The organism is Pseudomonas putida NBRC 14164 (assembly GCF_000412675.1).
In the GTDB taxonomy this organism is placed as follows: Bacteria; Pseudomonadota; Gammaproteobacteria; order Pseudomonadales; family Pseudomonadaceae; genus Aquipseudomonas; species Aquipseudomonas putida.
This window is the reverse complement of the sequence record NC_021505.1, coordinates 4,361,454-4,386,428: the sequence shown is the minus strand read 5'-3', so window position 1 is coordinate 4,386,428 and position 24,975 is coordinate 4,361,454. Positions and strand designations below refer to the sequence as shown.

Genomic DNA, 24,975 nt, shown 5'->3' with positions numbered 1-24,975 from the left:
GCCGGTCAGGCGGGCCCTGCGTGGCTGTCGAGCAGGGCCATGAATGCCCTGGCCGCGTTCGATAGCGTTCGCTCCGTATGCAGAATGTAGCCTAGCTGGCGCGACAGCTGTATGCCCGGCAAGGCGATGGGTGCAACCTGTTCGTCGAGCATGGTGCGCGGCAATACGCTCCAGGCCAGGCCGATCGACACCATCATCTTGATGGTTTCCAGGTAGTTGGTGCTCATGGCGATGTTCGGCGTAAGGCCCTGGCTTTCGAACAGGCGCTGGACGATATGGTGGGTGAAGGTGTTGCCGCCAGGGAATACCGCCGGGTGGCGGGCGACATCCGCCAGGCTGACCTCATGGTTGTTGGCCAGCGGGTGCTCGGGGGCGGCGACGAAGTCCAGGGCGTCGTCCCACACCGGCACGGCTTTGACCAGGTGATGCGGGTCGGGCGCCAGGGTGATCACGGCAATTTCGGCGCGGCCATGCAGAATTTCGTCGTAGGCCTGTTCGGAATCCAGAAACTGAATATCCAGCGCCACGGCCGGGTACTGGCGGGTGAACGCCCGCAGCAGTGGCGGCAGGCGGTGCAGGCCGATGTGGTGGCTGGTGGCCAGGGTCAGACGACCGCTCACGGCCCCGGTCAGATTGGTCAGGGCGCGTCGGGTATCATCAAGGACATTGAGGATCTGGTAGGCCCGTGGCAGCAGGGCGCGCCCGGCCTCGGTCAAAGTCACCTCGCGGCCCAGCCGGTCGAACAGGCGCACCCCCAGTTGCTGCTCCAGCCCGGCGATGCGTTTGCTGATGGCCGGCTGGGTCAGGAACAGCCGTTCGGCAGCCCCGGAAAAGCTGCCGGTTTCGGCAATGGCGATAAAGGCACTGAGGTTGGCCAGGTCCATGTAGTCGTATTCCTTTGGGTTATCCAAAGCATAAAAATTATGAATTTGAGTTATTCAATCTAACCCCCTAGCATCGTCCGTACAAGCCAAGGGGTCTTTGGCATAGAAAGACGCTGATGAGGAACAGTCTGATGGCTGGCAAAACGCTCTACGACAAACTCTGGGAAGCCCATGAGGTCAAGCGCCGTGATGACGGCTCGTCCTTGATCTACATCGACCGCCACATCATCCACGAAGTGACGTCGCCCCAGGCCTTCGAAGGCCTGCGCCTGGCCAACCGCAAACCGTGGCGCATCGACACCAACATCGCCACCCCCGACCACAACGTGCCGACCACGCCAGAGCGCAAGGGCGGTATCGAGGCCATCGTCGACCAGGTGTCGCGCCTGCAGGTGCAGACCCTTGACGAAAACTGTGACGAGTACGGCATCGTCGAATTCAAGATGAATGACGAACGCCAAGGCATCGTCCACGTCATCAGCCCGGAGCAGGGGGCCACCTTGCCTGGCATGACCGTGGTCTGCGGCGACTCGCACACCTCCACCCATGGCGCCTTCGGTGCCTTGGCCCACGGCATTGGCACTTCCGAGGTTGAGCACGTGCTCGCCACCCAGTGCCTGGTCGCCAAGAAGATGAAGAACATGCTGGTGCGCGTGGAAGGCCAATTGCCTGCCGGCGTTACCGCCAAGGACATCGTCCTGGCCGTGATCGGCAAGATCGGCACCGCCGGTGGCAACGGCCACGCCATGGAGTTCGCCGGCAGCGCCATCCGCGAATTGTCGATGGAAGGCCGCATGACCATCTGCAACATGTCCATCGAGGCCGGTGCCCGTGTGGGCCTGGTGGCCACTGACGCCACCACCGTTGCCTACGTCGAAGGCCGCCCGTATGCGCCGAAGGGCGAGCAGTGGAAGCAAGCGGTCGAGTCGTGGAAAGACCTGGTGTCGGATGACGATGCCGTGTTCGACACCGTGGTCGAGCTGGATGCCAGCCAGATCAAGCCACAAGTCAGCTGGGGCACTTCGCCCGAGATGGTGTTGGCCGTCGACCAGCGCGTGCCGGACCCGGCTGCCGAAGCCGACCTGGTCAAGCGTGGTTCGATCGAGCGTGCCTTGAAGTACATGGGCCTGACCGCCAACCAGGCGATCACCGATATCCAGCTGGACCGCGTGTTCATCGGCTCGTGCACCAACTCGCGTATCGAAGACCTGCGCGCCGCGGCCGAAATCGCCAAGGGCCGCAAGGTAGCCGCTACCGTCAAGCAAGCCATCGTCGTGCCGGGCTCGGGCCTGGTCAAGGCCCAGGCCGAGCGCGAAGGCCTGGACAAGATCTTTGTCGAAGCCGGTTTCGAATGGCGTGAGCCAGGCTGTTCGATGTGCCTGGCGATGAACCCGGACCGCCTGGAGAGCGGCGAGCACTGTGCGTCCACCTCCAACCGCAACTTCGAAGGCCGTCAGGGCGCCGGTGGCCGTACCCACCTGGTCAGCCCGGCCATGGCGGCCGCTGCCGCGGTGACCGGCCACTTCATCGATGTCCGCGAGTTGATCCAAGGGAGCGCAGCATGAAAGCCTTTACCCAGCACACTGGCCTCGTCGCGCCGTTGGACCGTGCCAACGTCGACACCGACCAGATCATCCCCAAGCAGTTCTTGAAGTCGATCAAGCGCACAGGTTTTGGCCCCAATCTGTTCGACGAATGGCGTTACCTGGACGTGGGCCAGCCGTACCAGGACAACAGCAAGCGCCCGGTCAACCAGGATTTCGTGCTCAACCACGAACGCTACCAGGGTGCCAGCGTGTTGCTGGCGCGGGAGAACTTCGGTTGCGGCTCCAGCCGTGAGCACGCCCCGTGGGCACTGGATGAGTACGGCTTCCGCAGCATCATTGCGCCGAGCTTTGCCGACATCTTCTTCAACAACAGCTTCAAGAACGGCCTGTTGCCGATCATCCTCAGCGATGAAGAAGTGGACGAGCTGTTCAAGCAGGTTGAAGCCAACCCGGGCTACCAGCTGACCGTCGACCTGCAAGCGCAGGCGGTGACCCGCCCGGATGGCAAGGTGCTGCACTTCGAGATCGATGCGTTCCGCAAACACTGCCTGCTCAACGGCCTGGACGATATCGGCCTGACCCTGCAGGACAGCGATGCGATCAAGGCCTTCGAAGGCAAGCACCGCGCCAGCCAGCCTTGGCTGTTCCGTGATGCCTGAGTGATGTAGGTGAGTTTGCTGGCCTCATCGCCGGCAAGCCAGCTCCCAAAGGGTCACCACAGGCCTGAATGCTGTTGGTTCCCTGTGGGAGCTGGCTTGCCGGCGATAGGGCCAGTAGAAACAACCCAAGACCAAAAGGATTTAGACATGACCAGCACCCAACACACCGACGTGGTCCAGCGCCAGTTCGGCGAACAGGCCAGCGCCTACCTCAGCAGCGCCGTGCACGCCCAGGGCAGTGAATTCGCCCTGTTGCAGGCCGAGCTGGCGGGGCAGGCGCATGCCCGCGTGCTGGACCTGGGTTGCGGTGCCGGTCATGTCAGTTTCCACGTCGCCCCGCTGGTTGCCGAGGTGGTCGCCTACGACCTTTCGCAATCCATGCTCGACGTGGTCGCCAGCGCCGCCGCCGATCGCGGCCTGGCCAATATCACCACCGAGCGCGGCGCCGCCGAACGCCTGCCGTTCGCCGATGCCACGTTCGACTTCGTCTTCAGCCGCTACTCGGCCCACCACTGGAGCGACCTGGGCCTGGCCCTGCGCGAAGTACGCCGGGTGCTCAAGCCAGGCGGCGTGGCAGCGTTCATCGATGTGATGTCGCCGGGCAGCCCGCTGCTCGACACCTACCTGCAAACGGTCGAAGTGCTGCGCGACACCAGCCATGTGCGCGATTACTCCGCCGCCGAATGGCAGCGCCAGGTCAGCGAAGCCGGCCTGCATGTGCGCAGCCACACGCGCCAGCCGCTGCGCCTGGAGTTCACCAGCTGGGTCGAGCGCATGCGCACCCCCGAGCCGATGCGCGTGGCCATCCGCCAATTGCAGCAAGCCATGGGTGAAGAAGTACGGCAGTATTACCAGATCGAGGCCGATGGCTCGTTCAGCACCGATGTGCTGGTGTTGTGGGCCGAGCGTTAAGCACTTTTCGGTGGGGCCCGTCTGGCCGCACCGCGTGAATGGATAGAGGAAAGCATGAGCAAGCAGATTCTGATTCTCCCAGGTGACGGTATCGGCCCGGAAATCATGGCCGAAGCGGTCAAGGTGCTGGAACTGGCCAACGACAAGTTCCAGCTCGGCTTCAGCCTGGAGCACGACGTGATCGGTGGCGCCGCCATCGACAAGCACGGCGTGCCGCTGGCCGACGAAACCCTGGAGCGTGCGCGCAAGGCCGATGCCGTGCTGCTGGGCGCCGTGGGTGGCCCGAAGTGGGACAAGATCGAGCGTGACATCCGCCCGGAGCGCGGCCTGCTGAAAATCCGTTCGCAACTGGGCCTGTTCGCCAACCTGCGCCCGGCCATCCTCTACCCGCAACTGGCCGATGCCTCGTCGCTGAAGCCGGAAATCGTTTCGGGCCTGGACATCCTCATCGTCCGTGAGCTGACCGGTGGTATCTACTTCGGTGCCCCGCGTGGCCAGCGCGAGCTGGAAGGCGGCGAGCGCCAGGCCTACGACACCCTGCCGTACAGCGAAAGCGAAGTGCGCCGCATTGCCCGTGTCGGCTTCGACATGGCCCGTGTGCGCGGCAAGAAGCTGTGCTCGGTGGACAAGGCCAACGTCCTGGCGTCCAGCCAGCTGTGGCGTGAAGTGGTCGAAGACGTGGCCAAGGACTATCCGGATGTTGAACTGAGCCACATGTACGTCGACAACGCTGCCATGCAGCTGGTACGTGCACCCAAGCAGTTCGACGTGATGGTGACCGACAACATGTTCGGTGACATTCTGTCGGATGAAGCTTCCATGCTGACCGGTTCCATCGGCATGCTGCCTTCTGCATCGCTGGATGCCGACAACAAGGGCATGTACGAGCCGTGCCACGGCTCGGCACCGGACATCGCCGGCCTTGGCATCGCCAACCCGCTGGCGACCATCCTGTCGGTGTCGATGATGCTGCGTTACAGCTTCAATCAGTCGGCTGCTGCCGAGACGATCGAGAAGGCCGTCAGCCTGGTTCTGGACCAGGGCCTTCGCACCGGCGACATCTTCTCTGAAGGCTGCCGTAAAGTTGGTACGCAGGAAATGGGCGACGCAGTAGTCGCAGCGCTGCGGAATCTGTAATCTCTCTGGCCCGCCACCCAAAATTCCCGGTGGCGGCCCACTTTTAGCAAAGGTGTAGTTGCGATGAAACGTGTAGGTCTGATCGGTTGGCGCGGTATGGTCGGTTCCGTGCTCATGCAGCGGATGCTGGAGGAGCAGGATTTCGACCTTATCGAGCCGGTGTTCTTCACTACTTCCAACGTGGGTGGCCAAGGCCCGAACGTGGGCAAGGATACAGCGCCGCTCAAGGACGCGTATTCGATTGAAGAACTCAAGACCCTCGACGTTATCCTGACCTGCCAGGGCGGCGACTATACCAACGAGGTCTTCCCCAAGCTGCGTGAAGCCGGCTGGCAGGGTTACTGGATCGATGCTGCCTCGTCCCTGCGTATGCAGGATGACGCCGTGATCGTCCTCGACCCGGTCAACCGCAAGGTCATCGACCAGCAGCTGGACGCCGGTACCAAGAACTACATCGGCGGCAACTGCACCGTCAGCCTGATGCTGATGGGCCTGGGTGGCCTGTTTGAAGCCGGCCTGGTCGAGTGGATGAGCGCCATGACCTACCAGGCAGCCTCGGGTGCCGGCGCGCAGAACATGCGCGAGCTGATCAAGCAGATGGGTGCCACCCACGCCGCCGTCGCCGACGACCTGGCCAACCCGGCCAGCGCCATCCTCGACATCGACCGCAAGGTCGCCGAAGCCATGCGCAGCGAAGCCTTCCCGACCGAGAACTTTGGCGTGCCACTGGCGGGTAGCCTGATCCCGTGGATCGACAAGGAACTGCCGAACGGCCAGAGCCGTGAAGAGTGGAAGGCCCAGGCCGAGACCAACAAGATCCTCGGCCGCTTCAAGAGCCCGATCCCGGTCGACGGCATCTGCGTGCGCATCGGCGCCATGCGTTGCCACAGCCAGGCGCTGACCATCAAGCTGAACAAGGATGTGCCGATCGCCGACATCGAAGGCATGATCAGCCAGCACAACCCTTGGGTGAAACTGGTGCCGAACCAGCGTGAAATCAGCATGCAGGAACTGAGCCCAACCAAGGTCACCGGCACCTTGAATATTCCGGTTGGCCGCCTGCGCAAGCTGAACATGGGCTCGCAGTACCTGGGCGCTTTCACCGTGGGTGACCAGCTGCTGTGGGGCGCTGCCGAACCGCTGCGCCGCATGCTGCGGATTCTGCTGGAGCGTTGATCGTTCTGCTTTGACTAAAAACCCGCGCTGGCGACAGCGCGGGTTTTTTTGTGTTCGGGGGTGAGGGTTTCAGCGCCTGTGAGATCGAGCGCCGCGCGGGCGGCGCTCGATCTCACAAACACCGCAAATCCCAAGCCATCCCCGCTAGCCCTCACGCAACCCACAGCGACGAAGATACGGCCAGCACAGACAAACTCCTACAATCCGAGTAAAGTGCCGCCCCCGCCGTTTTCTGCAAGAGGATCCCTACCATGACACACCCTTTGGACATTGCCGTCGTCGGCGCCACCGGCAGCGTCGGTGAAGCCTTGGTGCAGATCCTCGAAGAACTCGCGTTCCCGGTCGCCACCCTGCACCTGCTGGCCAGCATGGAGTCGGCAGGCAGCAGCGTGATGTTCGCCGGCAAGAAGCTCAAGGTGCGTGAAGTGGACAGCTTCGACTTTGCCCAGGTCAAGCTGGCCTTCTTCGCCACTGGCGCCGCAGTCAGCCGCAGCTTCGCCAGCAAGGCGCTGCAGGCGGGCTGCACGGTCATCGACCTGTCTGGTGGCCTGGACGACGCCCTGGCCCTGGTGCCAGAAGCCAACGCAGAGCGCCTGGCCGGCCTGACGCTGCCGGCGCGCATCGTCAGCCCATGCTCGGCCGCGGTTGCCGTGGCGGTCGCGCTGGCACCGCTCAAGGGCCTGCTGGACATTGAGCGGGTGCAGGTGATGGCGTCGCTGGCGGTGTCCGCGCAAGGCCGCGAAGCGGTCAGCGAACTGGCCCGGCAAACGGCCGAACTGCTCAATGCCCGGCCACTGGAGCCGCGTTTCTTCGACCGCCAGGTGGCATTCAACCTGCTGGCCCAGGTGGGGGCCGCCGATGAGCAAGGCCATACCGCGCCGGAGCGCCGCCTGGTCAGCGAGTTGCGCGTGCTGCTGGGCATGCCTGAATTGAAGATTTCCGTGAGCTGCGTTCAAGTCCCGGTGTTTTTCGGCGATAGCTTCAGTGTGGCCGTGCAGAGCCGTCGCCCGGTCGACCTGGCAGCGGTCAACCAGGCACTGGAGGCAGCTGATAGTGTCGAGCTGGTGGAACGTGATGATTATCCGACCCCGGTCGGTGACGCAGTGGGCCAAGACGTGGTCTATGTTGGTCGTGTACGTCACGGTGTTGATGAAGACCAGCAGCTCAACCTCTGGCTGACCACCGACAACGTGCGCAAAGGCGCCGCGCTCAACGCCGTGCAAGTGGCACAATTGTTGATTAAACAGATGCCGTAAAAGATACTGGCGAGCACTTTTGTCCTGCTCTGCTTGCAGGTTTCGGGACGATTCATACAAGGGAAGAGGTCATGCTTCGAATTCGCAAACTGGTTCTGGCCATGGCTGCAGCATCCGCGCTGTCGTCTGGCATGGCGAATGCGCTGGGCCTGGGGGAGCTGACCCTGAAGTCGGCACAGAATCAGCCGCTGGACGCCGAGATCGAATTGCTCGACGTGCGCGACCTCAAGGCCGCCGAAGTGGCGCCAAGCCTGGCGCCACCGGAAGAGTTCAGCAAGGCCGGGGTGGCGTTTCCGACCTACCTCGAAGACCTGACCTTCACACCGGTGATCAACCCCAACGGCAAGAGCGTGCTGCGGGTTACCTCCAGCCAGCCGCTGCCGGGGCCAGTGGTCAAGTTCCTGGTCCAGGTGATGTGGCCGCAGGGCCGCCTGCTGCGCGACTACAGCGTGCTGCTCGACCAGGCCAAGGCCCAGGGCGACAAGCCAGCAGCAGGCAATGTCACACCGGCCACAACCGGTGCCAGCAGCTACACCACCCAGCGCCGCGACACCCTGTGGCAGATTGCTGCGCGCAACACCCAGGGTGGCTCGATCCAGCAGACCATGATCGCGATCCAGGCGCTGAACCCCGACGCCTTCATCGGCAACAACATCAACCAGCTGAAGGTTGGCCAGGTACTGCGCCTGCCCGACCAGCAGCAGATCCAGAACATTGCCCAGGGCGAGGCAAACAGCGAGGTGGCCGAACAGTATGCCGCCTGGCGTGAAGGCCGCCGCCTGGGCCCGCGTGCCCGCCAGCTCGACGCTACCCGCCGTGGCGCCGCCGAAGCTGCCCCGGCGCGCATCGCCCAGGGTGACAACCTGCGCCTGGTAAGCCCGGGTAACCAGACCGGTGCCGGCCAGGCCAAGGCACTCAACGACAAGCTGGCCGTGGCCCAGGAAAGCCTGGACACCAGCCGCCGCGACAACGACGAACTGAAAAGCCGCATGACCGACCTGCAGAGCCAGCTGGACAAGCTGCAGCGTCTGATCGAGCTGAAGAACGACCAGCTGGCGCGCCTTGAAGCCCAGGGTGCAGCCGCCCCGGCAGTGGCTGCTGCAACGCCGGCGCAGCCAGCAGCGGCAGCCCAGCCGGTGGTCAAGCCGGCACCTGCTGCCGCCGATACCGCGCCCAAGCCGGTGCCGGCCGCCAAGCCTGCGCCAGCCACCCAGCCGAACAGTGCACTCGACCAGGTCCTGGGCAACCCGTGGCTGCTTGGGTTGATTGCCGGCTCCAGCATTCTGGTGCTGGCGTTGCTGCTGTGGTTGCTGGCGCGCAAGCGCAAGGCCCAGCAAGAAGCTGAAAAGCACCTGCGCATGGCGCGGGCGCTGGAAGAAGAGCAAGCCCCAGGTTTTGACACTGATACCGAGAGCCTCGACGGCGTCGAAGTCTCGGAGCCGAGCGTGACCTTGTCGCCAGCCGTGGTCGCAGCTTCGGCTGCCGCTGCCGTTGCTGCGGAGAAAGTGGCAGCGCCAGCCGCCGAGGCAGAACTCGAGCCCGAGCCGTACGCACATCCGCACGCCGCGCTGTTGGCCGAAGTCGACCAATGCCTGGCCGAGGGCCGCCTGAACCGCGCCACCGAGCTGCTGGAGCCCGCTGTGGCCGCCGCGCCAGAGCGTGACGACCTGCGCCTGAAACTGATGGATGTGTACGCCCGCCAGGGTGACCAGAGCGCGTTTGCCGAACAGGAGCGCAAGCTGCCGGCCAGCGAGCAGAACACTGCCCAGGTTGCCGACCTGAAAGAGCGCTACCCGGCCATGCTTGGCCTGGCCGCGGCCGGCCTGGGTGCGGCGGCACTGGCTGCCGAAATGGATGAGCAGTACGTGCAGGAGCTGCTGCACGACGAGCCTGAGGCGCCGGTGGTTGCCGATGTGGTGCCTGACGAGGTGCCTGAGTTCGAGCCAGGGGCGGACGCTGAGCCGGAGGCTTTGGCGCAAGCAGAGCCTGAAGCCGAGCTGGACGCCTTCGAAGAAGTGCCAATCCTTGATGCACCGGGTCTGGATGAGCCGGACCTGGACAGCGACTTTGACCTGAGCCTGGGTGAAGACCTGCCGGAAGAAGATCCGCTGGCAGCGCCGTTGCTGGACGAGCCGGCGGCACAGGAACCTGTACCCGACGAGCTGGTAATTGCCGAGCCTGTGCTGGATGAGCCAGCGCTGGAAGAGGCTCAGCCAGAAGAGCAGCCGTTTGCCGTGGATGCCGAACTGCAAGCCGACGCCGACGCTGATTTCGAGGCCATGCTGGCCCAGGCAGAGCCACAGCCTGCGGTGGACCTGTCCGATTTCGACCTCGATGTCACTGAGCCGGTTGCCCCGGCCGCCCCGCAAGCGGTGGAAGAGGCCCCCGTGGACATCGCCGCCGAACTGGCTGCCTTCGACAGCGTGCCGGAGTTTGACCCGGTTTCCGAGTTCGACATGCCGTCGGACTTCGACCTGTCGCTGTCGCTGGACGACGATTCGCCGGCCGCCAAAAGCTTTGCCTCGGAGCTGGACGACGTCAACGCCGAGCTGGACAAGCTGTCGCAGAGCCTCGAATCGCCATCGCTGGAGCCACACTTCACCAGCGAGGACGCGGTTGCGCAACCTGAGCCCGAGCCCTTGGACGACCTGGACTTCGACTTCTTCTCCGGCAGTGACGAAGTAGCCACCAAGCTCGACCTGGCCCGCGCCTACATCGACATGGGCGACAACCAGGGCGCGCGCGACATCCTTGATGAAGTGGTCAAGGACGGCGACGACACCCAGCGCCAGGAAGCCGAGGACATGCTCTCTCGCCTGGTCTGATGCAAGCAGGGCAGGCCTCTTCGCGGGCTTGCCCGCTCCCACAGGGTCTCCACAAGTCTTCGACCTTGTGAGTAACCTGTGGGAGCGGGCGCGCCCGCGAAGACGCCCGCAAGCGCTACACACCTCCAATGGCAGCCCTACAAGGCTGCCGTTGTCGTTATAATCCCCGCCATTCCGTACACCCCACAGGTTTCATGCGCTTGGACATCATCGACACCGCTGCCGCCGAATCCGCGGCCGAAGGCTACTCCCGAATCGCCCTGGGCGTGGAATACAAGGGCGCCCGCTATCGCGGCTGGCAGCGTCAGGCCAGTGGAGTGCCCAGTGTGCAGCAAGCGCTGGAACAAGCGTTGTCCAAGGTCGCCAACGAACCGATTTCGGTGATCTGCGCCGGGCGTACCGATGCCGGCGTGCATGGCTGCGGGCAGATCGTGCATTTCGATACCCGCGCCGTACGCGACGAGCGCGCCTGGACCCTGGGCACCAACTTCAACCTGCCGCACGACATCAGCGTGGTCTGGTCGCGGCCGATGCCGGCCGACTTCCATGCCCGCTTCAAGGCGTGTGCCCGGCGCTACCGCTACGTCATCTACAACGACCCGATCCGCCCGGCGCACCTGGCCGAGGAAGTGACCTGGAACCACCGCCCGCTGGATGTCGAGCGCATGGCCGAAGCGGCGCAGTTCCTGCTTGGCACCCACGACTTCAGCGCCTTCCGCGCCAGCCAGTGCCAGGCCAAGTCGCCGATCAAGCACATCTATCACCTGCGCGTTACCCGCCATGGCCAGATGATCGTGCTGGACGTGCGCGCCACCGCCTTCCTGCACCACATGGTGCGTAACATTGTCGGTGTGCTGACAGCCATCGGCGCCGGCGAGCGCCCGGTCACCTGGGCGCGTGAAGTGCTGGAAGGGCGCGACCGCCGTGAAGCCGGGGTCACCGCCCATCCGTACGGGCTTTACCTGGTCAAGGTGGAGTACCCCGAGGAATATGTGCTGCCCCAGCGTTACATCGGCCCACACTTTTTGACCGGCTACGAAGCGTTGGCAGACTGACGGACGAAAAGCCATTTGCTAACATCCGGCCTTTCACCGTAACAATCAGGGTTCGCTGTCCATGAGCAATGTTCGCAGCAAGATCTGCGGGATTACCCGTATCGAAGACGCACTGGCCGCTGCCGAAGCGGGTGCCGATGCCATCGGCTTTGTCTTCTATGCCAAAAGCCCGCGGGCCGTGGACGTGCGACAGGCACGGGCGATCATTGCCGAGTTGCCACCGTTCGTGACCACGGTCGGGCTGTTTGTCAACGCTTCGCGTTGCGAGCTGAACGAGATCCTCGAAGTGGTTCCGCTGGACCTGCTACAGTTCCACGGCGATGAAACCCCGCAAGACTGCGAAGGCTACCACCGCCCCTGGATAAAGGCCCTGCGTGTGCGCCCGGGCGATGACCTGGAAGCGGCCTGCCAGCTTTACGCAGGGGCCCGCGGCATATTGCTGGACACCTACGTGGCAGGCGTACCCGGGGGAACCGGTGAAGCGTTCGACTGGTCACTGGTGCCGGCACACCTGAGCAAGCCCATCATCCTGGCGGGCGGGCTGTCGGCCGATAACGTCGGCCAGGCGATTGCCCAGGTGCGGCCTTATGCGGTGGATGTCAGCGGTGGCGTCGAACAGGCCAAGGGCATCAAGGACGCGGCGAAGATCGAGGCCTTCATGCAGGCGGTGAAACAGGCGTGATGGCAGATGTGACGGCTGGCTGCGCGCCATCGTCCATAGCTTTCGCAGCCCTGCGGGGCAGCCGCCGGTGGCGGCACAACAACACATTAGCGGTGGAGTGGCACGCTGGAAGCCCCGGCGGCCGGTCCATCATCGTTTCATAAAAGATTTTGAGCTCAAGGGCAGGGCAGGGCCGGTGAAGCCGACCCCCGCTTGCCAATACTGGAGAAAGAAAGCATGAGCAACTGGTTAGTCGACAAACTGATCCCTTCGATCATGCGTTCCGAGGTGAAGAAGAGCTCGGTGCCTGAGGGCCTGTGGCACAAGTGCCCGTCCTGCGAGGCCGTGCTGTATCGTCCGGAGCTGGAAAAGACCCTGGATGTCTGCCCCAAGTGCAACCACCACATGCGCATCGGCGCACGTGCGCGCATCGATATCTTCCTCGACGCGGAAGGCCGTGCCGAACTGGGTGCCGACCTGGAGCCGGTCGACCGCCTCAAGTTCCGTGACGGCAAGAAGTACAAGGACCGCCTGACCGGCGCCCAGAAGCAGACCGGCGAAAAGGACGCGCTGATCTCCATGAGCGGCACCCTGATGGGCATGCCGATCGTGGTCAGCGCCTTCGAATTCTCGTTCATGGGCGGCTCCATGGGGGCCATTGTCGGCGAGCGCTTCGTGCGTGCGGCCAACTACGCCCTGGAACACCGCTGCCCAATGGTCTGCTTCTCCGCTTCGGGTGGTGCGCGCATGCAGGAAGCGCTGATCTCGCTGATGCAGATGGCCAAGACTTCGGCCGTGCTGGCGCGCCTGCGCGAAGAAGGCATCCCGTTCATCTCGGTGCTGACCGACCCGGTATACGGCGGCGTTTCCGCCAGCCTGGCGATGCTCGGCGACGTCATCGTCGGTGAGCCAAAGGCCCTGATCGGCTTCGCTGGCCCACGTGTGATCGAGCAGACCGTACGCGAGAAGCTGCCAGAAGGCTTCCAGCGCAGCGAGTTCCTGCTTGAGCACGGTGCTATCGACCTGATCATCTCCCGTGGCGAACTGCGCCCGCGCCTGGCCCGCCTGCTGGCGCAGATGACCGGCCAGGAAACCCCGGAGCAAGCGCGTGAGGCGGCTGCCGTCGCGTGATGAAACAACGATCCCTGGGCGAATGGCTCGCCTACCTCGAGCAGTTGCACCCCTCGGCCATCGACATGGGCCTGGAGCGGTCGCAGAAGGTGCTTGCCCGGCTGGCGCTGGGCAAGCTGGCGCCACGCGTAGTGACGGTGACCGGCACCAACGGCAAGGGCTCGACCTGCGCCTTCGTGGCCTCGCTGCTGCGCGCCCAGGGGCTCAAGGTCGGCGTGTACAGCTCGCCGCACCTGTTGCGTTACAACGAGCGGGTAGTGATCGATGGCCAAGAGGCCAGTGATGAGCGCCTGTGCGAAGCCTTTGCCGCCGTCGAGGCGGCGCGGGGCGAAATTTCCCTGACCTACTTCGAGATGGGCACGCTGGCCGCGTTCTGGTTGTTCTACCAGTCGCAGCTGGATGCCGTGGTGCTGGAAGTGGGCCTTGGTGGCCGCCTGGACACCGTGAACATGGTGGATGCCGACCTGGCCCTGGTGACCAGTATCGGCGTCGACCATGTCGATTACCTGGGCGATACTCGCGAGCTTGTGGCCTTCGAGAAGGCCGGCATCTTCCGCGCGGGCAAGCCGGCCCTGTGTGGTGACCTGGACCCGCCGAAGCCGTTGCTGGACAAGGCTGCCGAACTGGCAGCGCCGCTGTTCCTGCGCGGTCGTGACTTCGATCTGGCCAGTGCCGATGGCAACTGGAGCTGGCGCGGTACGGCGGCTGATGGTGCGCAGGTAGAACTGCGTGACCTGCCTTTGCTTGACCTGCCCATGGAAAACGCCACGCTGGCCCTGCAGGCTTACCTGCTGATGGGGCTGCCGTGGGATGCCGCGCAGGTGCGCCAGGCACTGCTGGCGACCCGTATCACCGGCCGCCTCGACCGCCGCCTGCTGAACTGGCAGGGCAAGCCGGTGGAGCTGCTGCTGGATGTGGGGCACAACCCCCATGCAGCGGAGTACCTGGCTCGGCGCCTGGCGGCCCGACCGCTCAAAGGGCGTCGCCTGGCGGTGTTCGGCCTGCTCGCCGACAAGGACCTGGACGGCGTTGTGGCGCCGCTGCAGGGCCTGGTCGACGACTGGGCCGTGGCGCCCCTGGATACCCCCCGCAGCCGCCCGGCTGCGGAACTGGCCACGGCCTTGACGAACCTCGGTGCTGCGGTGAAGTCTTATGTCAGCGTCGATGCCGCCCTTGAAGGGCAATGCGCGCAGGCGACGGCGGATGATCAGATCTTGCTGTTCGGTTCGTTTTTCTGTGTTGCCCAGGCGCTGGAGTGGCTGGAGCGGCACGCCCAGGAGGGTGGAGTAGATGGCAGTGCTGGATAAAGGGATGAAACAGCGCATGGTGGGTGCGCTGGTGCTGGTGGCGCTGGCGGTTATTTTCCTGCCGATGCTGTTCACCCGCGAGGACGAGATGCGCCAGGTGCACGTCGAAGCCCCGCAGGCACCGGCCATGCCAAGCCTGCCGGAAGTGAAAGTGGACCCGGTCGCCGTGCCGGAGCCGCAGGTCATTCCTGAAGAGCCGCAGCAGCCACCGGTGGTGGTCGACGAGTCCACTGCGCCGGCCGCTACACCCAGCCAGCCAATTACTCCATCGCCGCAGACCCAGGCGCAGGTTCAGCCGGCCAAGCCGCAGGTCCCGGCACCCAAGGTCGAGCCCAGGCCGGCGGCCACCCCGGCACCTGCCACGGCAGTGGCCAAGCCAGCTGCCCCCTCGAAAATCGACGTCAATGGCTTGCCTGTCAGCTGGTCCATCCAGTTGGCCAGCCTGTCCAACCGAGCCGGTGCCGAGAAGCTGCAGCAAACGCTGCGCAGTCAGGGCTACAACGCCTATATCCGCTCGGCGGGCGGGATGAACCGGGTGTATGTCGGGCCGTTGATCGAGCGGGCCGAAGCCGAGCGCACGCGCGACGCCATCAACCGCCAGAACAGCCTCAAGGGCTTTGTGGTGCGTTTCCAGCCAGAGCGCAGCTGATACCCAGTAGCGGCCTTGCTGGCCATTCGCGGGTAAACCCGTTCCCACAGGATGTGAGCAGACCATGCTGTGGCGCGGTCCCTGTGGGAACGGGTTTACCCGCGAATCGCCCAACACCAATCCACCCCACATTCCGCTTACTCCCAGCCCGTCGCTCTGGTAAAATGCGCCGCCTCAAACGTATGCAGGCAGCACCGTGGCATTTACCTTGGTTGATTGGGCGATCATCGCGATCATCGCCGTCTCCACACTGATCAGTCTCAAGCGCGGCTTCGTCAAGGAAGCCTTGTCTTTGCTCATCTGGATCATTGCCGGTGCGGTTGCCTGGATGTTCGGCGGTTCGCTCTCGGTGTATCTTGAGAGCTATATCCAGACGCCATCGATGCGCGTCATCGCCGGCTGCGCCATTCTTTTCGTCGCCACCTTGCTGGTGGGGGCCATGGTCAACTTCCTCGTCGGTGAGCTGATCCGTGTGACCGGGCTGTCCGGTACTGATCGTTTCCTGGGCATGGCCTTCGGCGCCGCGCGCGGGGCCTTGCTGGTAGTGGTGGCCATCGGCCTGATCAGCCTGGGGCCTGTTCAACAAGACACCTGGTGGCAGGAATCACGCCTGATACCACAATTTCTCTTGGTCGCCGACTGGTCGAAAAACCTGATTTTGGGTTTCACCGGCCAGTGGTCGCCCAGTGGGTTGATCAGCGCTCCGGCTGATCTTCCGTTCAAGGAACAGTTGCTCGGTCCGTCCCGGCCCTGAGCGCTATTCACTCAAGTTTCGTCAAAGTAGGGGTTGCGTCGCATGTGTGGCATCGTCGGTATCGTCGGTAAGTCGAACGTCAATCAGGCGCTGTATGACGCGCTTACGGTCCTCCAGCACCGCGGCCAGGACGCTGCCGGTATCGTGACCAGCCATGACGGCCGGTTGTTCCTGCGCAAGGATAATGGCCTGGTGCGCGACGTCTTCCAGCAGCGCCACATGCAGCGCCTGGTAGGCAGCATGGGCATTGGCCACGTGCGCTACCCGACTGCGGGCAGCTCGACCTCGGCCGAGGCCCAGCCGTTCTACGTCAACTCGCCATATGGCATCACCCTGGCCCACAACGGCAACCTGACCAACGTCGAGCAGTTGGCCAAGGAGATCTACGAGTCCGACCTGCGCCACGTCAACACCAACTCCGACTCGGAAGTGCTGCTGAACGTGTTCGCCCATGAGCTGGCGGTGCGCGGCAAGCTGCAGCCGACCGAAGAAGACGTGTTCGCTGCTGTTTCCCACGTGCACAGCCGCTGCGTAGGCGGTTACGCCGTGGTGGCGATGGTCACCGGGTACGGCATCGTCGGTTTCCGCGACCCCCACGGCATCCGTCCGGTGGTGTTCGGCCAGCGTCACACCGACGAAGGCGTGGAATACATGATCGCCTCGGAAAGCGTGGCCCTGGACGTGCTCGGCTTCACCCTGATCCGCGACCTGGCGCCGGGCGAAGCGGTGTACATCACCGAAGAAGGCCAGCTGTTCACCAAGCAGTGCGCCGAATCGCCAAAACTGCAGCCATGCATTTTCGAGCACGTCTACCTGGCGCGCCCGGACTCGATCATCGACGGTATTTCGGTGTACAAGGCCCGTCTGCGCATGGGTGAGAAACTGGCCGACAAGATCATGCGCGAACGCCCGGAGCATGACATCGACGTGGTCATCCCGATCCCGGACACCAGCCGCACTGCCGCGCTGGAGCTGGCCAACCGCCTAGGCGTCAAGTTCCGCGAAGGCTTCGTCAAGAACCGCTACATTGGCCGTACCTTCATCATGCCCGGCCAGGCCGCGCGCAAGAAATCGGTACGCCAGAAGCTCAACGCCATCGAACTGGAGTTCCGCGGCAAGAACGTGATGCTGGTGGACGACTCGATCGTGCGCGGCACCACCTGCAAGCAGATCATCCAGATGGCCCGCGAAGCCGGCGCCAAGAATGTCTACTTCTGCTCCGCAGCCCCGGCAGTACGCTACCCCAACGTCTACGGCATCGACATGCCGAGTGTTCACGAACTGATCGCCCACAACCGTACCACCGAACAAGTGGCCGAGTTGATTGGCGCCGACTGGCTGATCTATCAGGACCTGCCAGACCTGATCGACTCGGTCGGTGGCGGCAAGATCAAGATCGATCACTTCGATTGCGCGGTGTTCAACGGTGAGTACGTCACCGGCGATATCGACGATGCCTACCTCGAGCGTATCGAGCAGGCCCGTAATGACCTGGCCAAGGTCAAGAACCAGGCCGTCAGCGCGATCATCGACCTCTACAACAACTGATTCAGGGAGCGACGGCATGACGGATCAATGGGATGCCGGGCGACTGGACAGCGACCTCGAGGGTGTCGGTTTCGACACCCTGGCGGTGCGCGCCGGTCAACACCGTACACCCGAGGGCGAGCACAGCGAAGCGCTGTTCCTGACCTCCAGCTACGTGTTCCGCACGGCCGCCGACGCGGCCGCGCGCTTTGCCGGTGAAACGCCGGGCAACGTCTATTCGCGTTACACCAACCCGTCGGTGCGTGCCTTCGAGGAGCGTCTGGCGGCCATGGAAGGCGCCGAGCAGGCCGTGGGCACCTCCACTGGCATGGCAGCCATCCTGGCCGTGGTGATGTCGCTGTGCAGCGCCGGTGACCACGTGCTGGTGTCGCAGAGCGTGTTCGGCTCGACCATCAGCCTGTTCGAGAAGTACTTCAAGCGTTTTGGCGTGCAGGTGGACTACGTGCCACTGGTCGACCTCGGCGGCTGGGAAAAGGCCATCAAGGCCAATACCAAGCTGCTGATCGTCGAGTCGCCGTCCAACCCGCTGGCCGAGCTGGTTGATATCACCGCGCTCAGTGAAATCGCCCATGCGCGCGGTGCCATGCTGGTGGTGGACAACTGCTTTAGCACCCCGGCGCTGCAGCAGCCACTGAAGCTGGGTGCCGACATCGTGTTCCACTCGGCCACCAAGTTCATCGACGGCCAGGGCCGTTGCATGGGGGGCGTGGTTGCCGGCCGTGCCGAACAGATGAAAGAAGTGGTGGGCTTCCTGCGTACTGCAGGCCCGACGCTCAGCCCGTTCAATGCCTGGATCTTCACCAAGGGCCTGGAAACCTTGCGCCTGCGCATGCGTGCCCACTGCGAAAGCGCCCAGGCCCTGGCCGAATGGCTGGAGCAGCAGGACGGCGTGGAGAAGGTGCATTACGCCGGCCTGCCCAGCCACCCGCAGCACGAACTGGCCAAGCGCCAGATGAGTGGCTTTGGTGCGGTGGTGAGCTTCGAGGTCAAGGGCGGTAAAGAGGGCGCCTGGCGCTTCATCGACGCCACCCGGGTGATTTCCATAACCACCAACCTGGGTGACAGCAAGACCACCATCGCCCACCCGGCCACCACCTCCCACGGCCGCCTGTCGGCGCAGGAGCGTGAAGCCGCCGGTATCCGCGACAGCCTGATCCGCGTTGCCGTGGGCCTGGAAGATGTGGCTGACCTGCAGGCTGACCTTGCACGCGGGCTGGCCGCACTGTGATGGAAATCCGCGGCAGTACCCCGGGCCAGAATGGCCGGGTAGCCTTGGTCACCGGTGCCGCGCGCGGCATCGGCCTGGGCATTGCCGCATGGCTGATCTGTGAAGGCTGGCAGGTGGTGCTGAGCGACCTGGACCGACAGCGTGGCGGCAAAGTGGCCAAGGCCTTGGGCGACAACGCCTGGTTCATCACCATGGACGTCGCCGACGAGGCCCAGGTCATTGCCGGGGTGTCCGAAGTGCTTGGGCAGTTCGGTCGGCTGGACGCGCTGGTGTGCAATGCCGCCATCGCCAACCCGCACAACCAGACGCTGGAAAGCCTGAGCCTGTCACAGTGGAACCGGGTGTTGGCGGTTAACCTCAATGGCCCGATGCTGCTGGCCAAGCATTGTGCGCCTTACCTGCGTGCGCACAACGGGGCCATCGTCAACCTCACTTCTACCCGGGCGCGGCAGTCCGAGCCCGACACCGAGGCCTACGCAGCGAGCAAGGGCGGCCTGGTGGCCTTGACCCATGCCCTGGCCATGAGCCTGGGCCCGGAAATTCGTGTAAATGCAGTGAGCCCGGGCTGGATCGATGCCCGTGACCCGTCGCAGCGTCGTGCCGAGCCGTTGACCGAGGCCGACCATGCCCAGCACCCGACGGGCAGGGTAGGCACCGTGGAAGATGTGGCGGCGATGGTTGCCTGGCTGTTGTCGCGCCAGGCGGCGTTTGTCACCGGTCAGGAGTTTGTGGTCGATGGCGGCATGACCCGTAAGATGATCTACACCTGAGCTCGGCGCTGTAAGGGAAGGGGACCGAAAGGTCCCTTTTCTGTTTTTGCTTTTTTTGAAAAAAATTCAATGGGGCTATTGACTTAGCTTCGCCACCTGCGTAAATTTCGCGGCCTCAGAGAAGCAAACGCAACAAGCAACATCGCGAGGGTGATTAGCTCAGCCGGGAGAGCATCTGCCTTACAAGCAGAGGGTCGGCGGTTCGATCCCGTCATCACCCACCACTTCCTGAGAAGTTCCTGGTGCAAAGGTCTCGCAAGAAGCCGATAGCCAGAGAGGAACGCACTGCGCAGCGGTAGTTCAGTCGGTTAGAATACCGGCCTGTCACGCCGGGGGTCGCGGGTTCGAGTCCCGTCCGCTGCGCCATTTTTCAGTAACAGATGGGTGCCATGCACCGGTCTGAAGCCACAAGGCAAAATGCCTTTGGCTGATCCCAGTTTCAATCAGGCGCAAGCCTGAACGATACGCAGCGGTAGTTCAGTCGGTTAGAATACCGGCCTGTCACGCCGGGGGTCGCGGGTTCGAGTCCCGTCCGCTGCGCCATCTTCGTTTCAAGGTCCCTAGAACACCTTGAAGCAAACACAAAAGAAGCGATCCTGTTGTCGCTTTTTTTGTGCCTGCCCTGAGGCCATTGCGCCGGAAGGGTAGACCCAGGTTTCAATCGGGCGCAAGCCCGGATGATACGCAGCGGTAGTTCAGTCGGTTAGAATACCGGCCTGTCACGCCGGGGGTCGCGGGTTCGAGTCCCGTCCGCTGCGCCATCTTAGCCTCAAGGCCCCTTGAACGCCTTGAAGCACGAAAAAAGCGACCTTCGGGTCGCTTTTTTTGTTTCTACGGCTGGAAACCCTCGGCTTTACCCAGATTTACACCAACCTGACAGACTCTTCACCGACCAGTGGTTCCTGTGCCTGCCTGCTGTGTTGCACAATAGGCACCTTCTCGACTTACCCGGAATTCGCAATGACCAGATCTTCCGTCTTTGGTGCGCTCGGGCTGGCCCTGGTGCTGGCGGGGGTGGCAGGTTGTTCCTCGAAAAAAACCGCCGTGTACGAGCACGAGAACTTCGATGACTCGGGTACCTTCTCGCGCAGTTTTCCGGTGAGCGATGCCGGCTCCTGCGAGGCCGCCCGGCGTGCCTTGCTCAGCCAGGGCTACATCATCACCAACAGCGGCGCCAACCAGGTGGTGGGCAACAAGAGCTTCCAGCAGAACAGCGAGAACCACCTGCAGATCAGCTTCAACGTGACCTGCGCGCCGGATGTGAGCGACGAGCAGCGTTCGACCCTGTTCGCCAACGCCCTGCAGGACCGTTACGCGCTGAAAAAGTCCAACACCTCCGCCAGCCTTGGCGTGGGCGTGCTGGGTTCGGTATCGATGCCGATCGGCTCCAGCGACGACTCGATGGTCAAGGTGGCCAGCGAAACGGTGACGGCGGCGCAGTTCTATGACCGGTATTTCGCCCTGGTAGAGAGCTACCTGCCCAAGCCCAAGCCGAAGAAGGTCGAAGAGGCCAAGGTCGAGGCGCCCAAGGTGCAGAAACCCGCGGTGGAACTGGGGCTGCCGGAGCAGGCAGCTGCGAACCCGGTGGCACCTGCCCCGGCTCCGGAAGCCGTACCTGTGGCGCAAGTTGCACCAGCGGCTACGGCCGTTGCCCCGGCCAGTGAAGCAGCAGCGGCACCGGTGGTGAATGACAGCCAGGGCTCGCAGCCTGTCGCGCCGCCGGCCGAAGCGGCGCCGATTCAGGTGCAGCCCGAAGCCCAGCCTGCCGAGGCCGCATCGCCTTCCCTTTGACTGTTTGCCTGTACCGGCCTCTTCGCGGGTAAACCCGCTCCCACAGGTACTGCACAGAATTTGAGATCGGTGCAGTACCTGTGGGAGCGGGTTTTACCCGCGAAGAGGCCGGTACGGGCTGTAAACATTCCCTGTTACAGACACCCCGCGATAACTTCCTGAACACCTGCTACGTTTACCACTCATAAGCTTGTCATCATCTCTTCATCCCACCTGCCTAGGCTGAAGGTGATACCTACGAAGACAAAACGAGCAAAGAGGACGCAGGGCGATGGATGAATACCAGGAAGAACTACTCGAAACCCAGGCTTACGAACTGGACACCCCGGAACCGGCTGAAGACGCTACCGAGCTTTAGCCCGCCCGCCGCTGGCTGCGGCGGAACTCCCCCGGCGTTAGGCCCGTCCAGCGCTTGAACGCGCGCTGGAAGGCCTCGGCCGAAGCAAACCCCAACAGATAGGCAATCTCGCCAAAGGCCAGCTCCGTGTCACGGATATAGGTCTCGGCCAGGTCGCGCCGCGTTTCATTGAGCAAGTCGCGAAAGCGCGTGCCTTCCTCGGCCAGCTTGCGGCGCAGGGTCCAGGTGGGCAACTGCAAGTGCAGCGCCACTTCTTCCAGGTCCGGTTCACGGCCGCCATTGAGCAGCGGGCCCAGCAGATGAGTAATGCGCTCACCCAGGCTGCGCACCCGCGTAAGCTGTTGCATTTGCGCCTCACACAGCTGCAGCAGGTGCTGCCAGGTGCTCGGGCAGTGCCTGGGGTTGGCCAGCTGCAGTGTGGCGCGGCTCAGACGCAGCTGGTTGCCCTCGGCCGCGAACTGTACGGGTGCGCTGCACAGCGGCTGATAGCGCGCCGCATAGGGAGGCGCGGAAAATTCGATGTCCAGGCGCTCGGCCTGCACCGTTGTGCCAGCCAGATCGGCCAGCTGCGCCAGCCAGCCGGCAAGCAGTGAATCGACCACAAAGCGGTTGTAGGCGTTGTAGGGGCTGATGGAGTAGAAGCGCAACCAGGCGCCCTGGGCATCTTCCTCGAAGCTGGAATGGCCACGGTAGTTGGCCGCGTACAGTGGCTCGAAGCGCAGCAGGGTGCGCGCCGCATCGCCCAGGGTCGGCGCCTGGGCGGCGGTGACCCCGGCCAGGCCGGCATGCGCCAGTCGGCTCAGGCGCCCCATGTGCAGGCCCAGCGCGGCCTCACCGCACAGCTCGATGGCGGCGTGGCCCAGGTGCATGTAACGGGGGATCGACAAGCGCCCGCCGGCTTCTGCGAGGCGGGGTGCATCCAGGCCATAGCGGCGCAGCAGAGGCTCAGGCTCGTGCCCCAGTTCGCGCAGGGCTTCGGTCAGCGGCTGGACAAAGCCTACCGAAAGGTCGCCCAGGCGTACACGGGGGCGGGCCATGGGCCTATAGCCACAGGTTCAGCAGGCGAGCGCCATGGGTGGGGGTACCCGCCAGCAACTCACCCGACTGGCGGGCAAAGCCCTGGCCGTCGCTGGCCTGTTCCCAGAACTGCCCGCGCATGAACACGCTCATGCTGCTGACGCTGGCCCCTGCGGCCTCGGTCAGGCGTTGCCAGGCGCTCTGTTCGCTGACTTCGCCACGTTGCAGGGGCAGCCCGGCGCTGGCCTCCTGGTGGCGATTACCACGCCATGGCGCTTCCCAACTGCCCTTGCCGCTGAGGAATACCGGGTTGGCGATCAGTTGTACCGCTTGTTGTGCCAGTTGCTGATGGTTTTCCGGGTACCAGCTGTCACTGCCAACCAGTACACCCAGGCGCCCGGCAGGGGTTTGCACCACTTGCAGGGGTTGTTGGCGGCCATCGTGGACATAGCGGCGCATTTCACTGTCGGGGAACTGCTGGCGCTGTGGCTGGCCCAGCAGTGAGCCATCACCGGCAAACACCAGGCTGCTATTGAACAGCGGGCCACTGCCGGCGTGCAGCACGCCCTGTTTCACGTAAGGCGCAGGCAGCACGATGGAGCCAGCCACCAGGGTAACGCCAAACTCCTTGGCCAGCCCGCCGAACAGCTGTTGGTAGTCCGCGGCCATCTGCTCGGCCTTCATGCGCAGGTGTGCATCCGCGCGCCAATCGTCGCCGTCGGCACGCAGCATGGCCAGGCCGTAACGCAGCGGGTTGCTCAGCTCCAGCCATTGCAAGGCCTCGCGGCTTTGCGTGACCTGATACAGCTCGTTCTTTTCCCCGCGAGCCCATAGCCAGGTACCGATGTGCTCCGGCAGCACCACCACCGTGCGCTGGCTCACCAGGCCCTGGGCGCGGGCCTGCTCCAGATAGGCTGCCAGCTTGCGGTGAAGGCGTTGCAGGTTCTGGTAGTCGCCCGGGTACAGCAGCGGCTCGACGCCAAGCAGGTTGCCGTGCTCGCCCGGTACGCCATGGTTGAGTGCCAGCTCGATGCGCAGGTCGGAAAGGTAGTGGCCTTCCGGGCGCTGCTGGGTCCAGAAGCCGTAGCCGCAAAGGGCGGCAATCATCACCAGCGCCAAGGCGCTTGCCAGGAGTTTTCGCATGAGGCTTTGGTTTTTATCTAAAGCTGAGGCATGAACTTATCATACATGCTGTAGTGAAAAAAGGGCGGCGTCTGTTCTCCTGGCTTGATTTGAAAGCAGGGGTTGAAGCATATGTTTATATGCTGTGGCGACGTGAATTTCCACTGCCGCTTGTGAAGCTTCTGATATCAGCGGTTTCATCTTTCGGGTCTAGCGCTTTTTTTAATAATCTCTCGGCGGTGCTGACAATGTAAGCGTTGGTATTCTGCGCGTCTTGCACTAATGGCTTGGGAGAAAAAGTGTAAAAATCTCTGGTCGGCCTGCCCTCGTCATCAAGAGATTTTGCCGCGTGCTGTAAATACTGATTTCTAATGATTGTTCTACCCTCAGGTGTTTTTTTTAGCTCGTGGAAGTTGGTGATGAAGCGTTGGTTTTTTGTATACTCTCGGTATTGATTTTCCAGGACTGGTACGGTAGTCGTTCGATTTTTATCTGTAAAAACGTCGAATACCGCATGGTTTGCTATTTTTTTGGTGGTTACATGAAATCTAGCGTCTTCAGGGCCTTGGAAGGAAATCTTGGTCTTTGAGGTTTGTATGTAGGTAACGGATTGAATATGGGAATTGGATATTGGCGCGTGGCCGGTCGGGTCGCTATAGTTAATGGGGTCGCCTGAGCAGAACGTGTAAGGATTCAGGCCACCTTTCAGAAAGGGACTTAGGTCATCAGTTGAGTGGAATCGCATCAATCGGGAATTATAAATACGATAGCTGTGGGGTACATAGTCACCCAGCACCCTGTCAAAGTACTCACCATTGAAGCCGAGCAGTGAATAGAGTTCTGTGCAAAAACCATAAGGCGTATACGCATGGCTATGGTTTGCACTGGCCTGCGCGGTGCCGAAGGTGGAGCCTTTTATATCGGATGTAAGCAGGGTAGAGGCCGTACCTTTGACGTTGCGCTCTGCCAGCGTAATGTCACCCATGCGAAACAGGCTGCAAGGCTCGTCACCCTGCAGCCTGGTAAGGAGTTTGTCATCTTGGTAGAAGAAGAGAGAGCGCTTTGGCGACCGATTCATGTCTGGTGCTCGTAGACTGAGGGAGACGTTGATTTGTCTCCATTATGAAAACTCCGGCCAATCCTTCAACTGGCAAAAATGATAGGGCGTCGCGTTCACCAGGATCAGTA

General features: G+C 63.1%; 21 protein-coding genes and 4 tRNA genes. 21 read left to right on the top strand and 4 right to left on the bottom strand.

Annotation, left to right across the window (positions count from 1 at the left end; all coding sequences use genetic code 11):
• Positions 1-5: 5 nt before the first annotated feature.
• On the bottom strand, positions 6-884 hold the full coding sequence (locus tag PP4_RS19350; protein ID WP_016500871.1) for a LysR family transcriptional regulator: 879 nt from the start codon (positions 882-884) through the stop codon (positions 6-8).
• 131 nt (positions 885-1,015) lie between these two features.
• Between PP4_RS19350 and leuC the strand changes: the two genes are divergently transcribed.
• The 21 genes from leuC (at position 1,016) to PP4_RS19245 (ending at position 21,290) form a co-directional block, all read left to right on the top strand.
• Entirely contained in the window at positions 1,016-2,449 is a 1,434-nt protein-coding gene (gene leuC / locus PP4_RS19345; protein WP_016500870.1) for a 3-isopropylmalate dehydratase large subunit, read from the top strand.
• Positions 2,446-3,090, top strand: a complete 645-nt coding sequence (gene leuD / locus PP4_RS19340) for a 3-isopropylmalate dehydratase small subunit (RefSeq protein WP_016500869.1) — start codon at positions 2,446-2,448, stop codon at positions 3,088-3,090. The genes leuC and leuD overlap by 4 nt, the downstream gene beginning before the upstream one ends.
• A 147-nt stretch (positions 3,091-3,237) precedes the next feature.
• On the top strand, positions 3,238-4,002 hold the full coding sequence (locus tag PP4_RS19335; RefSeq protein WP_016500868.1) for a class I SAM-dependent methyltransferase: 765 nt from the start codon (positions 3,238-3,240) through the stop codon (positions 4,000-4,002).
• A 54-nt stretch (positions 4,003-4,056) separates the two neighbouring features.
• Positions 4,057-5,139, top strand: coding sequence for a 3-isopropylmalate dehydrogenase (gene leuB, locus PP4_RS19330; RefSeq protein ID WP_016500867.1), 1,083 nt, complete (start codon positions 4,057-4,059; stop codon positions 5,137-5,139).
• Positions 5,140-5,202: 63 nt separating this feature from the next.
• Positions 5,203-6,315, top strand: coding sequence for an aspartate-semialdehyde dehydrogenase (gene asd, locus PP4_RS19325; RefSeq protein ID WP_016500866.1), 1,113 nt, complete (start codon positions 5,203-5,205; stop codon positions 6,313-6,315).
• Between the two features lie 251 nt (positions 6,316-6,566).
• Positions 6,567-7,571, top strand: a complete 1,005-nt coding sequence (locus tag PP4_RS19320; protein WP_016500865.1) for an aspartate-semialdehyde dehydrogenase — start codon at positions 6,567-6,569, stop codon at positions 7,569-7,571.
• Positions 7,572-7,642: 71 nt separating this feature from the next.
• Entirely contained in the window at positions 7,643-10,396 is a 2,754-nt protein-coding gene (locus PP4_RS19315; protein WP_016500864.1) for a FimV/HubP family polar landmark protein, read from the top strand.
• Between the two features lie 194 nt (positions 10,397-10,590).
• On the top strand, positions 10,591-11,451 hold the full coding sequence (gene truA / locus PP4_RS19310) for a tRNA pseudouridine(38-40) synthase TruA (RefSeq protein ID WP_016500863.1): 861 nt from the start codon (positions 10,591-10,593) through the stop codon (positions 11,449-11,451).
• A gap of 61 nt (positions 11,452-11,512) precedes the next feature.
• Positions 11,513-12,133 (top strand): phosphoribosylanthranilate isomerase, encoded by a 621-nt coding sequence (locus PP4_RS19305; protein ID WP_016500862.1) that lies wholly within the window; start codon positions 11,513-11,515, stop codon positions 12,131-12,133.
• Between the two features lie 216 nt (positions 12,134-12,349).
• The gene (accD, locus tag PP4_RS19300; RefSeq protein ID WP_009686024.1) at positions 12,350-13,243 is read left to right on the top strand and encodes an acetyl-CoA carboxylase, carboxyltransferase subunit beta; all 894 of its coding nucleotides are present in this window, start codon (positions 12,350-12,352) and stop codon (positions 13,241-13,243) included.
• Positions 13,243-14,550 carry a bifunctional tetrahydrofolate synthase/dihydrofolate synthase gene (gene folC / locus PP4_RS19295; RefSeq protein WP_016500861.1) on the top strand — a complete coding sequence of 436 codons (1,308 nt, stop codon included), beginning with the start codon at positions 13,243-13,245 and terminating at the stop codon, positions 14,548-14,550. Before accD ends, folC begins: the two co-directional genes overlap by 1 nt.
• Positions 14,534-15,199: an SPOR domain-containing protein gene (locus tag PP4_RS19290; RefSeq protein WP_016500860.1), complete on the top strand. Its 666-nt coding sequence runs from the start codon at positions 14,534-14,536 to the stop codon at positions 15,197-15,199. Before folC ends, PP4_RS19290 begins: the two co-directional genes overlap by 17 nt.
• Before the next feature lie 196 nt (positions 15,200-15,395).
• Positions 15,396-15,953, top strand: coding sequence for a CvpA family protein (locus tag PP4_RS19285; RefSeq protein ID WP_016500859.1), 558 nt, complete (start codon positions 15,396-15,398; stop codon positions 15,951-15,953).
• Between the two features lie 42 nt (positions 15,954-15,995).
• Entirely contained in the window at positions 15,996-17,501 is a 1,506-nt protein-coding gene (gene purF / locus PP4_RS19280; protein ID WP_016485526.1) for an amidophosphoribosyltransferase, read from the top strand.
• Positions 17,502-17,517: 16 nt separating this feature from the next.
• The gene (locus PP4_RS19275; protein WP_016500858.1) at positions 17,518-18,729 is read left to right on the top strand and encodes an O-succinylhomoserine sulfhydrylase; all 1,212 of its coding nucleotides are present in this window, start codon (positions 17,518-17,520) and stop codon (positions 18,727-18,729) included.
• Complete coding sequence (locus PP4_RS19270) at positions 18,729-19,499, top strand: SDR family oxidoreductase (protein ID WP_016500857.1); 771 nt, start codon at positions 18,729-18,731, stop codon at positions 19,497-19,499. Before PP4_RS19275 ends, PP4_RS19270 begins: the two co-directional genes overlap by 1 nt.
• Positions 19,500-19,647: 148 nt before the next feature.
• Positions 19,648-19,723: transfer RNA gene (locus PP4_RS19265), tRNA-Val, on the top strand.
• Positions 19,724-19,788: 65 nt separating this feature from the next.
• Positions 19,789-19,865 (top strand) — tRNA-Asp (locus tag PP4_RS19260).
• 100 nt (positions 19,866-19,965) lie between these two features.
• Positions 19,966-20,042 (top strand) — tRNA-Asp (locus tag PP4_RS19255).
• A 141-nt stretch (positions 20,043-20,183) separates the two neighbouring features.
• Positions 20,184-20,260, top strand: a tRNA-Asp gene (locus PP4_RS19250).
• 199 nt (positions 20,261-20,459) lie between these two features.
• A complete protein-coding gene (locus PP4_RS19245; RefSeq protein ID WP_041167823.1) occupies positions 20,460-21,290 on the top strand; it encodes a DUF2242 domain-containing protein in 831 nt (276 codons plus the stop codon).
• Positions 21,291-21,644: 354 nt separating this feature from the next.
• Here PP4_RS19245 and PP4_RS19240 read toward each other — a convergent pair whose 3' ends face one another.
• From PP4_RS19240 to PP4_RS28175, 3 genes are all read right to left on the bottom strand, one after another.
• Positions 21,645-22,685 (bottom strand): AraC family transcriptional regulator, encoded by a 1,041-nt coding sequence (locus tag PP4_RS19240; RefSeq protein ID WP_016500855.1) that lies wholly within the window; start codon positions 22,683-22,685, stop codon positions 21,645-21,647.
• A 4-nt stretch (positions 22,686-22,689) separates the two neighbouring features.
• On the bottom strand, positions 22,690-23,808 hold the full coding sequence (locus tag PP4_RS19235) for a nitrilase-related carbon-nitrogen hydrolase (RefSeq protein ID WP_041167822.1): 1,119 nt from the start codon (positions 23,806-23,808) through the stop codon (positions 22,690-22,692).
• A gap of 115 nt (positions 23,809-23,923) precedes the next feature.
• A complete protein-coding gene (locus PP4_RS28175) occupies positions 23,924-24,865 on the bottom strand; it encodes an RHS repeat-associated core domain-containing protein (RefSeq protein WP_016500853.1) in 942 nt (313 codons plus the stop codon).
• Positions 24,866-24,975: the final 110 nt, after the last annotated feature.

Excerpts from the sequence above, each read along its gene's own strand:
- PP4_RS19305 (WP_016500862.1), top strand. The coding sequence starts at position 11,513 with ATGAGCAATGTTCGCAGCAAGATCTGCGGGATTACCCGTATCGAAGAC.
- PP4_RS28175 (WP_016500853.1), bottom strand. The coding sequence starts at position 24,865 with ATGAATCGGTCGCCAAAGCGCTCTCTCTTCTTCTACCAAGATGACAAA.
- folC (WP_016500861.1), top strand. The coding sequence starts at position 13,243 with ATGAAACAACGATCCCTGGGCGAATGGCTCGCCTACCTCGAGCAGTTG.
- PP4_RS19270 (WP_016500857.1), top strand. The coding sequence starts at position 18,729 with ATGGAAATCCGCGGCAGTACCCCGGGCCAGAATGGCCGGGTAGCCTTG.
- PP4_RS19235 (WP_041167822.1), bottom strand. The coding sequence starts at position 23,808 with ATGCGAAAACTCCTGGCAAGCGCCTTGGCGCTGGTGATGATTGCCGCC.
- purF (WP_016485526.1), top strand. The coding sequence starts at position 15,996 with ATGTGTGGCATCGTCGGTATCGTCGGTAAGTCGAACGTCAATCAGGCG.
- leuD (WP_016500869.1), top strand. The coding sequence starts at position 2,446 with ATGAAAGCCTTTACCCAGCACACTGGCCTCGTCGCGCCGTTGGACCGT.
- truA (WP_016500863.1), top strand. The coding sequence starts at position 10,591 with ATGCGCTTGGACATCATCGACACCGCTGCCGCCGAATCCGCGGCCGAA.
- PP4_RS19290 (WP_016500860.1), top strand. The coding sequence starts at position 14,534 with ATGGCAGTGCTGGATAAAGGGATGAAACAGCGCATGGTGGGTGCGCTG.
- asd (WP_016500866.1), top strand. The coding sequence starts at position 5,203 with ATGAAACGTGTAGGTCTGATCGGTTGGCGCGGTATGGTCGGTTCCGTG.
- PP4_RS19335 (WP_016500868.1), top strand. The coding sequence starts at position 3,238 with ATGACCAGCACCCAACACACCGACGTGGTCCAGCGCCAGTTCGGCGAA.
- accD (WP_009686024.1), top strand. The coding sequence starts at position 12,350 with ATGAGCAACTGGTTAGTCGACAAACTGATCCCTTCGATCATGCGTTCC.
- PP4_RS19350 (WP_016500871.1), bottom strand. The coding sequence starts at position 884 with ATGGACCTGGCCAACCTCAGTGCCTTTATCGCCATTGCCGAAACCGGC.
- PP4_RS19240 (WP_016500855.1), bottom strand. The coding sequence starts at position 22,685 with ATGGCCCGCCCCCGTGTACGCCTGGGCGACCTTTCGGTAGGCTTTGTC.
- leuC (WP_016500870.1), top strand. The coding sequence starts at position 1,016 with ATGGCTGGCAAAACGCTCTACGACAAACTCTGGGAAGCCCATGAGGTC.
- PP4_RS19320 (WP_016500865.1), top strand. The coding sequence starts at position 6,567 with ATGACACACCCTTTGGACATTGCCGTCGTCGGCGCCACCGGCAGCGTC.
- PP4_RS19315 (WP_016500864.1), top strand. The coding sequence starts at position 7,643 with ATGCTTCGAATTCGCAAACTGGTTCTGGCCATGGCTGCAGCATCCGCG.
- PP4_RS19275 (WP_016500858.1), top strand. The coding sequence starts at position 17,518 with ATGACGGATCAATGGGATGCCGGGCGACTGGACAGCGACCTCGAGGGT.
- leuB (WP_016500867.1), top strand. The coding sequence starts at position 4,057 with ATGAGCAAGCAGATTCTGATTCTCCCAGGTGACGGTATCGGCCCGGAA.
- PP4_RS19245 (WP_041167823.1), top strand. The coding sequence starts at position 20,460 with ATGACCAGATCTTCCGTCTTTGGTGCGCTCGGGCTGGCCCTGGTGCTG.